Annotated in this window: 8 protein-coding genes; 3 read left to right on the top strand and 5 right to left on the bottom strand. The window is 67.7% G+C overall.

Annotated elements, in window-relative coordinates:
• Positions 1–16 precede the first annotated feature (16 nt).
• Both WT53_RS19725 and WT53_RS19720 read left to right on the top strand, forming a co-directional pair.
• Entirely contained in the window at positions 17–1,201 is a 1,185-nt protein-coding gene (locus WT53_RS19725; protein ID WP_060261155.1) for a M20 aminoacylase family protein, read from the top strand.
• Positions 1,202–1,245: 44 nt separating this feature from the next.
• On the top strand, positions 1,246–2,565 hold the full coding sequence (locus WT53_RS19720; protein WP_034204698.1) for an MFS transporter: 1,320 nt from the start codon (positions 1,246–1,248) through the stop codon (positions 2,563–2,565).
• A 94-nt stretch (positions 2,566–2,659) separates the two neighbouring features.
• Here the strand turns inward: WT53_RS19720 and WT53_RS19715 are convergent, their stop codons facing one another.
• From WT53_RS19715 to WT53_RS19695, 5 genes are all read right to left on the bottom strand, one after another.
• Entirely contained in the window at positions 2,660–3,766 is a 1,107-nt protein-coding gene (locus WT53_RS19715; protein WP_034204697.1) for a porin, read from the bottom strand.
• Between the two features lie 63 nt (positions 3,767–3,829).
• Positions 3,830–4,249: a DoxX family protein gene (locus WT53_RS19710; protein ID WP_034204696.1), complete on the bottom strand. Its 420-nt coding sequence runs from the start codon at positions 4,247–4,249 to the stop codon at positions 3,830–3,832.
• 174 nt (positions 4,250–4,423) lie between these two features.
• Entirely contained in the window at positions 4,424–5,701 is a 1,278-nt protein-coding gene (locus WT53_RS19705) for a cytochrome c (RefSeq protein ID WP_034204695.1), read from the bottom strand.
• Between the two features lie 2 nt (positions 5,702–5,703).
• A complete protein-coding gene (locus tag WT53_RS19700; RefSeq protein ID WP_034204694.1) occupies positions 5,704–7,323 on the bottom strand; it encodes a GMC family oxidoreductase in 1,620 nt (539 codons plus the stop codon).
• A complete protein-coding gene (locus WT53_RS19695; RefSeq protein WP_034204693.1) occupies positions 7,323–7,829 on the bottom strand; it encodes a sugar dehydrogenase complex small subunit in 507 nt (168 codons plus the stop codon). Before WT53_RS19695 ends, WT53_RS19700 begins: the two co-directional genes overlap by 1 nt.
• A gap of 303 nt (positions 7,830–8,132) precedes the next feature.
• Between WT53_RS19695 and WT53_RS19690 the strand changes: the two genes are divergently transcribed.
• Entirely contained in the window at positions 8,133–14,174 is a 6,042-nt protein-coding gene (locus WT53_RS19690) for an alpha-2-macroglobulin (protein ID WP_034204692.1), read from the top strand.
• Positions 14,175–14,182: the final 8 nt, after the last annotated feature.

The raw sequence follows: 14,182 nt of genomic DNA, 5'->3' as shown, positions 1-14,182 counted from the left end.
CCCCACAGGAGACTCCATGCTGCAAGCCGTGAACCCCGTCATTCCAGGCATCGCCGCGATCGCCCCCGAGCTCGTCGAGGTGCGCCGTCGCATCCATGCCCACCCCGAACTCGCCTTCGAAGAGACGCTCACGAGCGATCTCGTCGCCGAGTTGCTGACCGGCTGGGGCTACGAAGTGCATCGCGGAATCGGCAAGACGGGCGTGGTCGGCGTGCTGCGCGAAGGGCAAGGCACGCGCACGGTCGGGCTGCGCGCCGACATGGACGCGCTGCCGCTCTCGGAAACCACGGGCCTGCCCTACGCAAGCCGTCATGCGAACAAGATGCATGCATGCGGGCACGACGGCCACACCGCGATGCTGCTGTGTGCGGCGCGCCACCTCGCGGCAACGCGCCAATTCTCCGGCACGCTGAATCTGATCTTCCAGCCCGCCGAGGAAAACTTCGGCGGCGCGAAGGCGATGATGGACGACGGCCTGTTCGACCGCTTCCCGTGCGACGCGATCTTCGCGATCCACAACATGCCGGGCCGCGCGGCCGGCGACATGGCGTTCCGCACCGGCGCCGCGATGGCGTCCGCCGACCGCGTGACGATCACGCTGCGCGGCGTCGGCGGCCACGGCGCGATGCCGCATTTCGCGCGCGACCCGATGTCGGCCGCGGGCAGCATCATGGTCGCGCTGCAGACGATCGTCGCACGCGAGGTCGACGCGCAGCATGCGGCCGTGATCACCGTCGGCAGCGTGCAAGCCGGCGAGACGTTCAACATCATTCCCGAAACCGTCGTGATGAAGCTGTCGGTGCGCGCGCTGAGCGCCGACGTGCGCGCCCTGCTCGCGCGCCGCATCGAAGCGCTCGTGAAGGGCCAGGCGGAAAGCTTCGGCGTCACCGCGGAAGTCGACTACGACTATGGCTACCCGGTGCTCGTCAATCACGCGGAACCGACCGCGTTCGCGGCCGACATCGCATGCCGGATGCTCGGCGCGGAGCGCGTCGAAACCGACACGACGCCGCTGATGGGCAGCGAGGATTTCGCGTTCATGCTCGAAGCGCGCCCCGGCTGCTACGCGTTCATCGGCAACGGAATCGGCAGCAAGGGCGGCTGCATGGTGCACAACCCCGGCTACGACTTCAACGACGACATCCTCGCGATCGGCGCGAGCTACTGGGTTCGCGTCGCCGAAGCCTGGCTCGCGGCCTGACGACCCTTCATCACGCAGTTCCGCGCTCCAAGCAAGGGAACCCCATGGAAACGTCCGCCATTTCATTCGCCGGCACGCCGGCCGATGCTCGCGCCACCGCGAAGAAACGCCGGCTGATCGCCGCCGCCGCCGTCGGCAACGCGCTCGAGTTCTACGACTTCACGGTCTACAGCTTCTTCGCGATCCTGATCGGCAAGCTGTTCTTCCCCGTGCATTCATCGTTCGGACAACTGATGCTCGCGGTCGCGAGCTTCGGCGTCGGCTTCGTCACGCGTCCGCTCGGCGGGCTCGTGATCGGCATGTATGCGGACCGCGCCGGCCGCAAGAAGGCGATGATCCTCACGCTGTTGCTGATGGCGCTCGGTACCGCGACGATCGCGGTCGCGCCGACCTTCGCGCAGATCGGCATCGCCGCGCCGCTGCTGCTCGTGCTCGCCCGGCTGCTGCAGGGGTTCGCGTCGGGCGGCGAAGTCGGCGCATCGACGACGCTGCTGCTCGAACAGGCGCCACAGCATCGTCGCGGTTTCTATGCGTCGTTCCAGTTCTCGAGCCAGGGGCTCGCCGCGCTCGCGGGCGCACTCACCGGCGTCGCGCTGACGTCGACGCTGAGCGCCGCGCAACTCGAAAGCTGGGGCTGGCGCGTGCCGTTCATCATCGGCACGCTGTTCGTACCGCTCGGCTACTGGCTGCGCCGCACCGTCGAGGAAGTGCCTGCCGCCGCGCCAGCCGCCGCACACGACGAGCCGGTCGCATCGCTGCCGCTCGCCGACGTGCTGCGCCATCACGCCAAGGCCGTATTCGCGGGCCTCGGCGTGACGATCGGCGGCACGTCGATCCACTACATCATCGTGTTCTACATGGCGATCTATGGCGTGCAGGTGCTGCACTTGCCGACCTGGCTGTCGATGACGGCCGGCTGCGTCGCCGGTGCGATCCTGATGCTCGTGACGCCGATCGGCGGCCTTCTGTCGGACGTGTATGGGCGCAACCGGATCGTCTGGTGGACACGCATCGTGCTGATGGCCGCGATTTACCCGGCGTTCATCGCACTGAATCGCTGGCCGGGCGCCGCGTCGCTGCTGTCGATCATCGCCGCGCTGTCGATCGTGCATGCGATCAACATCGGTGCGACCGGCGCGATGCTCGGCGAGTTGTTTCCGCGGGCCGTGCGTGCGACGGGCGGTGCGCTGGTGTATAGCGTCGGCGTCGCGATCTTCGGCGGCTTCGCGCAGTTCTTCGTCACGTGGTTGATCGCGTCGACCGGAAATCCGAATGCGCCGGCTTGGTATGCGATTGGGTGTGGCGCGATGACGTTGCTTGCGATTCGCTGCATGGACGAGAAGGCGGGGAAGGCGCTGGATTGAGCGGCGGACGGTGCGGCCGAAGCCGCCGCATGCCGCAAATGAAAAAGGCACGGGTCAATCACCCGTGCCTTTTGCGTCTCCGGCGCTGCACCACTCAGAACGTATGCATCATCCCCACATACGCACCCGTCTGCGACTCGCCCGTCATCGGGCTCGTCCCCGACGTTGCGTCACGCGGCGTCGCGAGCAGCGAGAAATTCGAATTCCCGCCGTTGCGCACATACGCGACCGTGCCGTACAGGAACGTGCGTTTCGACAGGTTGTACGTGGTGCCGAGCACGTACATCATCGCGTGCCCCGACGGGTCGTGCGACGCATCGCCGCCGCCGTCACCCACCTTCACGTAATACCCGCCGCCCGTCACGGCCCACTGCGGCGTCGCCGAATAGGTCGCGCCGAGCCAGTAGTGATCGGCACGATCGGCAACACCGGCCGGGCTGTCCGGCGCCTGGTAGTGCGTATACGCCCCCTGGATCTTGAACTTCGACACCTTCACGTTCGCGCCGACGAAGTACTCGCGCGACGCGGTGAAGATATTGCTGAACTTGCCGTTGTTGTCGCGCAGCTCGTCGTAGATGCCGCGCACGTCGAGCACCGGCGAGTGGTACGAGATCATGATCCCGTCCGAGCGGCCGAAATCGTCGGCCGCGCCGTAGTTGAAGCCGCGTGACTGGTTGCCGAACGCGTATTGCGCCTGCACGTCGAAGCCGCCGATCACCGGGCTGTGATATTCGATGTTGTTGCTGGTCTGCTGCCAGTTGCGGCCACGCACGAGCGACGCCGACGAAAACGCCTGCTGGACGAACGGATCGAATTCCCACACGCCGTCGCTGTCGATGAACAGGTTGCGGCCGGCCTGCAACTGGCCCCACGTGTTGCTCTTCAACCCGACGTACGCGCGCCGCGACCACATGCGTCCGCCGCCCGTCTGGCCGTTCATCACCTGGAACGCGGTTTCCAGATTGAACACCGTCGACAGCCCGCCGCCGAGGTCCTCGACGCCCTTCAACCCGAACATGCTGGTGCCCCAGTCGCCGCTTTCCGCGCTCCAGCGCGTCCCGCTGCCGCCGTTCGGCTTCGCGATGTGATTCAGGTATTCGACGCCGCCGTCGATCCGGCCGTACAGCGTGACGCTCGTCTGTGCAAACGCGGCCGCCGGCGTGGCGGCCGCAATCAGCCATGCGAAGTATTTGAGTCGCAAAATGATGCCCCCTCGAAGTCTCGACCGTCCGACGCGCGCCCCATGCACGCGCCTCGGGTCTGCTTATCCGCGATCGAGCGAAAAACGTCCGGGGCCGGCCGCGCAGAGCGCGAGCAAGCCGCCCGAGATCGCGACGTTCTTGTAGAAATGAATCATGTTGTTGATCTGCTCGCCGCCCGTCATCGTCCAGTAGTGGTGACCGATAACGGCGGTGCCGATCGTATACAGCGCAAGCAACAGGGCGAGCGGCCGCGTCTGGAAGCCGACGAGGATCGCAATCCCGACGAACAGCTCCATCACGACGGAGATCGCCGCCGAGATGATCGGCGCCGGCGCGCCCTCGCTACCCATGAACGCGATCGTACCGGAGAAGTCGATAATCTTCTTCCAGCCGAACATCACGAACAGGATCACGATCAGGATTCGGGCAAGCAGCAGCAGCACATCGCGCTGGGACGCGAGAAACGGTTGATTCGGTGTCATGGTGTGATCAACGAAAACGATGCGCGCTATCGCACGCACCGGATTGCCTGTGAACCGGGTCGGACGGCCATCCGCGCCGCCCGCCCCGCTCTGCAACAACCGGCATCGGGGCCCGCCCGATGTGCTGTGCTCCTCCTCTGTTACGTTGTCGCCCTGCTTCGTCGCCGTGCCGCGTCAGCGCAGCTTCGCGACGTCCTGCTCGGTCACCTTCGCGGCCGGATTGCCGAACTGCCCGGTCAGGTAGTTCGTCAGCGCGGCGATCTGCGCATCCGACAACTCGTGGCGGAACGCCGGCATCCCGACGTCCTCGCTGCCGGCCTTGCGCTGCACGCCGTTCAGGATCACCTGCACGAGATTGGTCGGATTCGACGCACCGACCGTCGAGTTGTGGAACAGCGGCGGGTAGTAACCGTCCGGCGAGCCCTTGCCCTGCATCTGGTGACAGGTCGCGCAGTTGCCGAGATACAGCCGGGCCGGATCGATGCCCGACGACGCGAGTGCGACGCCGCGCAGCTTCAGGCCGTCCTCGGCCGGCTTGCCCCACGACGAGCGCGACTGCTTCGCGTCGCCGCTGGCCACGGCCGGCACCGTGCGGATGTACGTCGAGATCGCGCCGATGTCGGCTTCGGTCATCTTCGAGAAGCTGTGCTCGATCGCCTCGGCCATCGGGCCGGCCGCCTGCGCGAGGCCCGGCACGCTGCCGGTGCGCAGGTACTGGACGAGTTGCTGCTGCGTCCAGCCGCCGATCCCCGCGTTCGGGTCGGACGTGATGTTGTAGCCGTCCCAACCGGCGAGCACCGAGCCCGACAGGAAGCTGCCGCCCGTTTCGTCGAGCGACTTCTCCTGCATCGCGATGCCGCGCGGCGTGTGGCACGTACTGCAGTGCGCGAGGCCCTGCACGAGATACGCGCCGCGGTTCCACTCGGCGCTCTGCGCCGGCTTCGGCTGGTAGACGCCGTCCTTCAGGAACAGCCAGTTCCAGATCTTCAGCGGCCAGCGCATGCTCAGCAGCGCGGGAATCTCGTTCTTCGGCGGCGCCTGCCTGACCGGTTCGACGCCGTGCATGAAGTACGCGTACAGCGCCTGCACGTCGTCGTCGTTGATCTTCGCGTACGACACGTACGGCATCGCCGGGTACAGGTTGTCGCCGTTCTTCGACACGCCGTGACGCACCGCACGCTCGAAGTCGTCGAACGTCCAGGTGCCGATGCCCGTATCGGGATCGGGCGTGATGTTGCTCGTATAGATCTTGCCGAGCATCGGCACCGGCATGCCGAGGCCGCCCGCGAACGGCTTGCCGCCCTTCGCCGTGTGGCACGCCATGCAGTCGCCCGCGACCGCGAGGTATTCGCCGCGCTTGACCTGCGCCGGATCGGCCGAATCGGCCGCGCGTGCGAGGCCGGGCAGCGCGAGGCAGCCGGCGAGGAGGAAGGTGAGAGTAGATTTCCGCACGGTCAGACTTCCTTCTTCAGCGTGTCCGACATCCGCAGCGCGAGCGCCGCGATCGTCAGCGTCACGTTCACCGTACCGACGGTCGGCATCGTCGAGCTGCTCGAGATGAACAGGTTCGGATGGTCGAACGTGCGGCAGTCCTTGTCGACGACCGAGTCGCGTGCATCCGCGCCCATGATCGTCGCGCCCGTGATGTGGTTGTTCGGCGCGAACTCGTCGTTGAACACGACGTCGGTGCCGCCGAGCACCTTCGCGGCCGTCGCGTAGACCTCGCGCGTGTGCACGGCGCCGCGCTTCACGTAATCGTCGATCGCATACGTGATCTCGGGGCGTGGGATGCCGATCGCGTCGGTGGCCGTCTTGCTCGGCACGATGCGGTTCTCGGGTTGCGGCAGGATTTCGTGGAAGCAGTCGAACTGCACGTAGCGTGCGGAACGGTCGCGGATCTGCGCGTCGAGCTCCTCGTGCTTCATCAGCTTGCCGGCCTTGAAGATCTTCTGCGTCTCCTGGTTGATGCGCGACATGTTCGACAGGTGGATCTTCTTCGCGGCTTCGGTCGCGCGGAACGGGCCGTCGCGGAAACCGATCAGCGACGTCATCTCCTGCGGGCCGCGGCCCGGCCACAGCTTCTCGCTCGCGTAGAACGACACGCCGGTGCCCGGGTGGTCCATCAGGTTGCGCCCGACCATGTCCGAGCTGTTCGCGACGCCGTTCGGGAAATCGCGGTTCGCGGACATCAGCAGGATCTTCGGCGTCTCGATGCCGTTCGCGGCGAGCACGAAGTACTTGCCCTCGACGCGATGGTCGGCGCCCGTCTTGTCCTTGTAGATCGCGGCGACGATGCGCTTGTCCGGCCCGGTCTCGAGCTTGTAGACGACCGCGCTGTCGATCAGCTTCGCGCCGGCCTGCTCGGCCTTCTCGACGTGGACGATGCCGTTGTACATCGCACCGATCGGACAGATCGGCATGCAATTGTTGTTCCCGCAACAGGTCGGCCGGCCGTCGTACGGGCGGCTGTTGCGCGCGACGGGCTCGGTCACCACGTGGAACTTCGGGTCATAGCCGTTCAGCGCGCTCTTGATGGTCTGCTCGTTGAACGACAGCGGCAGCGGCGGCATCGGATACGCCTGCTTGCGCGGCGAGTACAGATCTTCCTCGGGGCCCGGGCCCCACACGCCGAGCTCTTCCTCGGCACGCTGGTAGTAATGCTCGAGGTCGTCGTACTGGATCGGCCAGTCGCGGCCGACGCCGTACACGGTCTTCATCTTGAAGTCGTTCGGGATGAAGCGCCACGCCGACGCGGCCCAGTGCCACGTCGTGCCGCCCACCGCGCGGATGTACTGCGAGTTGAACTTGTGCTCGCCCTTCAGGATCAGGTAGTCGTTCGGCGGGCCGTATTCCGGATGCGGGGCCCACGGGCTCGACGGGTACGGCGCCATGAAATCGGTCTTGTCGGGCTGGTTGCGAAAGCGCTCGACGATTTCCCAGCGCGGCATGCGCGGGCCGGCTTCCAGCAGGATCACCGACTTGCCCGCCATCGCGAGCTGGTGTGCAACGATCGCGCCGGCGACACCCGATCCGACGACGACGACGTCGGCTTTTTGCGTATCGGTATCGGCCATCAGGCTTGCCTCTCGATCGGTTTTTCGGCCCAGAAGCCGGGTTTGTTGGGGCAATACGAAGGGATCACGAGCGTATCGGACACCACGCTGAACATTAATGCTTCTTCGTAGGTAATCACGACGTTGTCGACGATGCCGAGATACCACGCGCCGAGAATCGTCAGTGCGAGCGATTCCTGGTCGGGATTCAGCGAGCCGGATGCGAGCGCGCCGGCGAGCTGCGGCAGGCTGTCGGCCGTCTTGAACGAGCCCTTCTGCAAGGCCTGCAGATAGCGCTGGCCGGTGACGCGGCTCAGCCCTTTCTTGCCGGTCAATGCTTCGGAAAGCGTCATGAACGTATCGAGCGGCGCGGTGCCGGGATCGTCGGCCAGGGCCCGCAACGCCAGCGAGCCCGTGAGGCCCGCCGCCGTCAGCGCCAGTGCGCCCTGCAGCCATTGACGCCGCGTAATGCCGGTTGCGGCTGCGTCGTTGTCACGACGCGATTGGGGGGTGTTGTCGTTGTGCATGTTTCCTTCTCTCGAACACCGGATTCGGGAAAACCACGCTTGATATTTCTCAAACATTGGCGCGGACCTGCAATGTACGCGCACACGCCGGATCAAACAATCTTTTTATAGTCCATTTAATGTTCCGCAATCCGTGACAATCGACATTTCGCTGCATTTTTGTGTCGTCGACGCGACAAATCTGCGGCACGCACCGCCGTGTCGCACGCCGACGACACACTGCACGCCGCGCTGCGCACGCATGACGGTCGGTTAGAATCCCGTGCAATCAAACAGAAAGCTTCCCCCGAGGGCAATCGAGCGATGAAGCAGCGCGACAAGCACAACAAACAAAAGCATCGAACCAACCACCCGACCCGGCTGCTCTGGCGCATCGGCGCCGTCGCGGCGCTCGGCGGCGCCGCGGCCCTGTCGCTGCATGCGGGCGCGGCGCGCACGGTGAGCGTGTCGCCGCAAGGCACCGTCACCGAAGTCCGGCAGAGCGTCGTCAAGTTCGACGAACCGATGGTCGCCTTCGGCTCGGCGTCCGCGCCGAATCCGGCGCGCGTGAGCTGCAACGATTCGGCGGCCGCACGCGGCCAGGGCCACTGGCTCGACGACAAGACCTGGGTTTACGATTTCGAAAGCGACCTGCCGCCCGGCGTACGCTGCTCGGTCGCGCTCAACGACACGCTGCGCTCGGTCGCGGGCAATGCGGTCAGCGGCCCGCGTCGCTTCACGTTCCAGACGGGCGGCCCGTTTCCGGTGTCGGTGCGCCCCGGCTCCCGCGAGATCGAGGAGCGGCAGGTCTTCGTGATGACGCTGAACGGCCCAGCCGAGCCGCGCTCGGCGCTCGCGAACATCTGGTGCGAAGCGGCCGGCATCGGCAACCGCATTCCCGTCACGGCGGCCGCCGACGATACGCGCAACGCCCTGCTCGATCATTTCGGGTTGAAGAAGGAGGCGGCGCGCGTGCTGACGCTGTCGTGCTCGCAGGCGCTGCCGGCGAGCGCGAAGGTGCAGCTGGTGTACGGCAAGGGCGTCGCGAGCCCGAGCGGCATCGCGAACGAAACCGAACGGCGTTTCGATTTCACCGTGCGCGCACCGTTCGCCGCGAGCTTCTCGTGCGAACGCGAGAACGCGAAGGCGCCCTGCACACCGCTGCGCCCGCTCACGCTGTCGTTCAACGCGCCGATCTCGCGCAAGCAGGCCGACGCGATCAAGCTGCGCGGCCCCGACGGCTCGCTGTCGCCGACCTTCGCGGCCGACGACCACAGCGAGGAAGTGACGACCGTCACGTTCAACCCGCCGCTGCCCGCGCAGGCCGCGCTGACCGTCGAGCTGCCGTCGGGCCTGCGCGACGTGACCGACCGGCCGCTGTCCAACGCCGACCTGTTCCCGCTCGCGACGCGCACCGCGCCGATGCCGCCGCTCGCGAAATTCTCGTCGGGCACGTTCGGGATCGTCGAGCGCTTTGCCGAACCCGGCACGCCCGCGCTGGTGCCCGTCACGCTGCGCAACGTCGAGGCCGACCTGCATATCGCCGGCCTCAATGCGGGCGGCGCGCAATTCGCGAACCTGAAGGTCGAGAACGACACCGCGATTCGCCAATGGATGCGCACCGTCGATCGCTTCGACAACTGGTCGATGACGGCCGGCTCGATCGACGATCAGCTGCCCGGCCTGCTGGCACGCAAGGGCCAACACCCCGTCTACGTGCCGCTCGCGGCCGGCGAGAAACAGCCCGCGCCGCGAGACCGCCGCATCGACGTGCGCTCGCTGTCGCTGCTGACGGGCGAGTCCGGCGCGCAGGTGCTGACGCTGCCGAAGGCCGACCCGAAGACGCTGCGCCCGTTCGAAGTGGTCGGCGTGCCGATCGAGAAGCCCGGCTTCTACGTGCTCGAACTCGCGTCGCCCGCGCTCGGCCGCTCGCTGCTCGCGAAGCCGTCGAGCATGTACGTGCGCACCACCGTGCTCGTCACGAACCTCGGCGTGCACCTGAAACAGGGCCGCGAGAACAACCTCGTGTGGGTCACGACGCTCGACAAGGGCAAGCCGGTGCCGAATGCGCAGATCCGCGTGTCGGACTGCAACGGCGACGAAATCGCGGCCGGCAAGACCGACGCGCAGGGCCTGCTGAAGATCGACGGGCCGTTCGAGCCGAAGCGCGCGTGCAGCTCGTCGGAGCAGCGCTTCGACGACTATTTCGTGTCGGCGCGCGTCGACGATCCGAAGACGGGCCCCGACATGGCGTTCGTCAGCTCGGGCTGGAACCGCGGGATCGAATCGTGGCGCTTCAACGTGCCGACCGACACCGACAGCGCACCGACCGTGCGCGCGCATACGGTGTTCGACCGCACGCTGCTGCGCGCCGGCGAAACCGTGTCGATGAAGCATTTCATCCGCACCGAGACGCTGCAGAGCCTCGCGTTCCCGTCGCAATACCCGACGCGCATGACGATCCGCCATCTCGGCACGGGCCAGACGTACAAGCTGCCGCTCACGTGGGCGGCCGACCACAGCGCGGACTCGCAGTTCACGCTGCCGGCCGCCGCGAAGCTCGGCGAGTACAGCGTCGAACTCGAAGGCGGCCCGGAAGACGCGCCGACCGCCACCTATTACAGCGGCAGCTTCCGCGTCGAGGCGTTCCGCCTGCCGGTGCTGAAAGGCTCGATCGGCGCGCGCGACGCGCAGAAGAGCCCGCTCGTCGCCGTGAAGGAAGCGCCGCTCGCGGTGCAGATCGACTACGTGTCGGGCGGCGGCGCATCGAACCTGCCCGTGCAGGTGTCGGCGCTGATGAAATGGGCGTCGCCGCCGTTCGCGGACCGTTTCGAGGATTTCAGCTTCACGCCGTATCGCCCCGACACGAGCGACGGCAATGCCGACGACGATTCGCAGGACGACGACCACGCGTCGTCGAACAACGATCCCGACGCGACGAAGCTGATCGCCGACAAGTTGCCGCTCACGCTCGACCGCAACGGCGCGGGCGCGGTCACGCTCAAGGGCCTGCCCGACGTCGACGCGCCGAAGCGCATCGCGCTGGAGGCGACCTTCGCGGATCCGAACGGCGAAGTGCAGACGATTCGCGGCGACACGATCCTGTGGCCGGCCGCGGTGGCGGCCGGCATCAAGGCCGGCCGCTGGGTATCGGTCGGCCAGCGCGTGCCGGTGCAGGCACTGGCGGTCGACCTGCAGGGCAAGCCGCGTGCGTCGGTGCCGATCGAGATCAAGGGCGTCGCGCGCATCACGACGTCGTCGCGCAAGCGGATGGTCGGCGGGTTCTATGCGTACGACAACAAGAGCGACACGCGCGACCTCGGCGTGCTGTGCTCGGGCAAGACCGACGACAAGGGCCGCATGGCCTGCGACGCGACGCTCGAGCAGGCCGGCAACGTGCAGCTGATCGCGGTCGCGAAGGACGGCGACGGCCGCACGTCGAATGCATCGACGTCGGTATGGGTCACGCGCGAGGACGAGCTCTGGTTCGGCGGCGACAACACCGACCGGATCGACGTGATCCCCGAGAAGACCGCGTACGAACCGGGCGAAACGGCCCGCTTCCAGGTGCGCATGCCGTTCCGCTACGCGACCGCGCTCGTCGCGGTCGAGCGCGGCGGCGTGATGGAAACGCACATCGTCGAGCTGAACGGCAAGAATCCGACCGTCGACCTGAAGGTCGGCGAATCGTGGGGGCCGAACGTCTACGTGTCGGTGCTCGCGCTGCGCGGCCGGATTCGCGAGGTGCCGTGGTACTCGTTCTTCACGTGGGGCTGGAAGGCGCCCGTCGAATGGGCGCGCGCGTTCTGGCGCGAAGGCCGCCACTACGAGGCGCCGACCGCGTTCGTCGACCTGTCGAAGCCCGCGTTCCGCTACGGCCTCGGCGAGATCAAGGTCGGCACCGGCGTTCACCGCCTCGGCGTGACCGTGACGACCGACGCGACGCGCTACACGGTCCGCAGCAAGGCGCAGGCGCACGTGAAGGTCACGCTGCCGAACGGCCAGCCGGCACCGGCCGGCACGCAGATCGCGATCGCGGCCGTCGACGAAGCGCTGCTCGAACTCATGCCGAACGACAGCTGGAACCTGCTCGACGCGATGCTGCGCCGGCGTGCGTACGGCGTCGAGACGGCCACCGCGCAGATGGAAATCGTCGGCCGCCGCCACTTCGGCCGCAAGGCCGTGCCGGCCGGCGGCGGCGGCGGCAGCGCGCCGACCCGCGAGCTGTTCGATACCCTGCTGCTGTGGAACCCGCGCGTGACGCTCGACGCGAACGGCAGCGCGACCGTCGAGGTGCCGCTGAACGATGCGCTCACGCGCTTCCGGATCGTCGCGATCGCGGCGGTCGGCCCCGACCGGTTCGGCACGGGCAGCACGTCGATCCGCAGCACGCAGGATCTGCAACTGATCTCCGGCCTGCCGCCGCTCGTGCGCGAAGGCGACGCGTTCCGCGCGCAGGTCACGCTGCGCAACACGACCGACCGCGCGATGCAGGTCGTCGTGACGCCGCGCGTGACGGGCCTCGACGTCGCCCCGCAAACCGTGTCACTGGCGGCGAATGCGGCGACCGACGTCGCGTGGACGATCACCGTGCCCGAGCAGGCGCTCGATGCGGCCGGTGCGCTGAACTGGCGCATCGAGGCGGCCGAACAAGGCGGCAAGCGCGCGTCCGACGCGCTGGCCGTCGCGCAGAAGGTCGTGCCCGCGCTGCCGGTAACGGTGCAGCAGGCGACGCTCGCGCAGGTCGACGGCACGCTGACGGTGCCCGTGTCGGCCCCGGCCGGCGCGGTGAGCAACGCACAGGGCGCACCGCGCGGCGGCATCGCCGTGTCGCTGCAGTCGAAGCTCGCCGACGGCCTGCCCGGCGTGCGGCGCTGGTTCGAGCGCTATCCGTACCGCTGCCTCGAGCAGCAGACGTCGCGTGCGATCGGGCTGCGCGACCCTGCGCAATGGCAGGCGCTGATCGCGCGCCTGCCCGTCTACCTCGACGGCGACGGCCTGGCCAGCTACTTCCCGCCGTCGTCGGACGATTCGCATCACGGCAGCCCGACGCTGTCGTCGTACCTGCTCGTGGTGTCCGACGAAGCCAGCCGTCTCGATCCGCGCTTCGCGCTGCCGGAAGACCTGCGCACGCAGCTCGAAGCCGGGCTCGCGCGCTTCGTCGACGGCCGCCTCGAGCGCAACGCGTGGGCGCCGCGCCAGGATCGCGACCTGCGCAAGCTCGCCGCGATCGAGGCGCTGTCGCGCTACGGCGCCGCGCAGGGCCGCATGCTCGGTTCGATCGAGATCGCGCCGAACCAGTGGCCGACGTCTGCGGTGATCGACTATCACGCGATCCTGACGCGCGTGAAGGACATCCCGCAACGCGACGAGAAACGCGCGCAGGTCGAGCAGATCCTGCGGGCGCGCCTCACGTATCAAGGCACGCAGCTCGTGTTCTCGACCGCGCGCGACGACGACCTGTGGTGGCTGATGACCAGCAACGAGACCAACGCCGCGCGTCTCGCGCTGGAATTCGCGGGCGACCCGGCGTGGAAGGACGAGATGCCGCGCGTGACGGCCGGGCTGCTCGCGCTGCAACGCCAGGGCGCATGGCAGACGACGACGTCGAACGCGCTCGGCCTGCTCGCGGTCGAGCGCTTCTCGCGAACCTACGAGAGCACGCCGGTCGCCGGCGCGACGAAGATTGCGCTCGGCGGCGACGCGCGCTCGATCTCGTGGTCGCAGGCGGCATCGGCCGCGCCCGCCGACACGCCCGCATCGGCCACGCCCGCGACCCGCGCGGCCGCCGCACGCAGCGTGCTGCTGCCGTGGCCGCGTGCGTCGCAGGGGCCGGCCACGCTGTCGGTCACGCAGGACGGCACCGGCCGCCCGTGGGCGACCGTCGAAAGCCTCGCGGCCGTGCCGCTGCGCTCGCCGTTCGCCGCCGGCTACCGGATCGCGAAGACCGTCACGCCCGTGTCGCCCGCCGTCAACGGCGTGCTGACGCGCGGCGACGTCGTGCGCGTGCATCTCGACATCGATGCGCAGAGCGACATGACGTGGGTCGTCGTCAACGATCCGATCCCGGCCGGTGCGACGATCCTCGGGTCGGGCCTCGGCCGCGATTCCGAAGCCGCGACGCAGGGCGAGAAAACGCCGGACGGCGCGTGGCCGACGTTCGTCGAGCGCGACTTCGACGGCTACCGCGCGTACTACGACTATTTGCCGAAGGGCAAATTCTCGGTCGAATACACGGTGCGGCTGAACAACGTCGGCACGTTCGGACTGCCGCCGACGCGCGTCGAGGCCCTGTATGCACCGTCCGTGTACGGCCTGTGGCCGAACCCGCCGATGACCGTGAAGCCGGCCGACGCGGGCAAGTGACGAGATCG

Origin of the sequence: Burkholderia sp. MSMB2157WGS, from assembly GCF_001532755.1 — a bacterium.
In the GTDB taxonomy this organism is placed as follows: domain Bacteria; phylum Pseudomonadota; class Gammaproteobacteria; order Burkholderiales; family Burkholderiaceae; genus Burkholderia.
Note: the sequence above shows the minus strand (reverse complement) of the source record. Positions and strands in the feature narration are given on the sequence as shown.

Bases quoted from the DNA above. Each gene is read 5' to 3' on its own strand.
- WT53_RS19725 (WP_060261155.1), top strand. From the start codon at position 17: ATGCTGCAAGCCGTGAACCCCGTCATTCCAGGCATCGCCGCGATCGCC.
- WT53_RS19720 (WP_034204698.1), top strand. From the start codon at position 1,246: ATGGAAACGTCCGCCATTTCATTCGCCGGCACGCCGGCCGATGCTCGC.
- WT53_RS19710 (WP_034204696.1), bottom strand. From the start codon at position 4,249: ATGACACCGAATCAACCGTTTCTCGCGTCCCAGCGCGATGTGCTGCTG.
- WT53_RS19700 (WP_034204694.1), bottom strand. From the start codon at position 7,323: ATGGCCGATACCGATACGCAAAAAGCCGACGTCGTCGTCGTCGGATCG.
- WT53_RS19695 (WP_034204693.1), bottom strand. From the start codon at position 7,829: ATGCACAACGACAACACCCCCCAATCGCGTCGTGACAACGACGCAGCC.
- WT53_RS19690 (WP_034204692.1), top strand. From the start codon at position 8,133: ATGAAGCAGCGCGACAAGCACAACAAACAAAAGCATCGAACCAACCAC.